The sequence below is a fragment of the Hoskinsella mucinilytica genome, from assembly GCF_045223415.1.
Classification (GTDB): Bacteria; Bacillota_I; Bacilli_A; order Erysipelotrichales; family Erysipelotrichaceae; genus Hoskinsella; species Hoskinsella mucinilytica.
Genome location: NZ_JBEQZJ010000117.1, coordinates 1 through 582 on the forward strand (window position 1 = coordinate 1; position 582 = coordinate 582).

Genomic DNA, 582 nt, shown 5'->3' on the forward strand with positions numbered 1-582 from the left:
AAGGATGTATTACCTATGATTCGCCATGATCTGATGCTATATTCTTCCATTCTGCATACGGCTTACCATCAACTATATGATATACGTTTCCATAATGTCCCAAAGCCTAAGAATATGATACGGGATTTGAAACTGAAATATGGTACTAATGATTACCTTCCACTAGCAGCAGTTCATGAGGCAAGAGCATTATTGAAAGCAAATATCGAAAGTAATAGACTCCATCAGAAAAAAGTGGAGAAAAAGATAAAACGTATCATGAATCGTATGAAGAATAATGAAAAAAAGCTTCAGAAGATAGATAAACAATTACAGATGTTTATAGATAAGAGCCATCATAAGAAGACGACGAAAGCAGATTATCTTGAAGAAGTGCAGGTATGGAAACCAAAAAAGAAACAGTTAAAAAATGAACAGAAGATGCTGTTGTTTCGCCTTCATCGAGAAGAATACCGCTTATCAGGCTTGAAAAAGCGAGTAAAACAGTGCTGCTTCGGTGGAAGAAAACAGATGAAACAAAGAACGATGATGCCATATGAAGACTGGAAGAGAGAATACCGGTTAAAAAGAACATCAAGAATA

1 protein-coding gene is annotated in these 582 nt (G+C 35.6%); it reads left to right on the forward strand.

The features are described from left to right. Window positions 1-582: hypothetical protein (locus tag UGRO018_RS17775; RefSeq protein WP_416327847.1), on the forward strand; the 582-nt coding region annotated here is incomplete at both ends.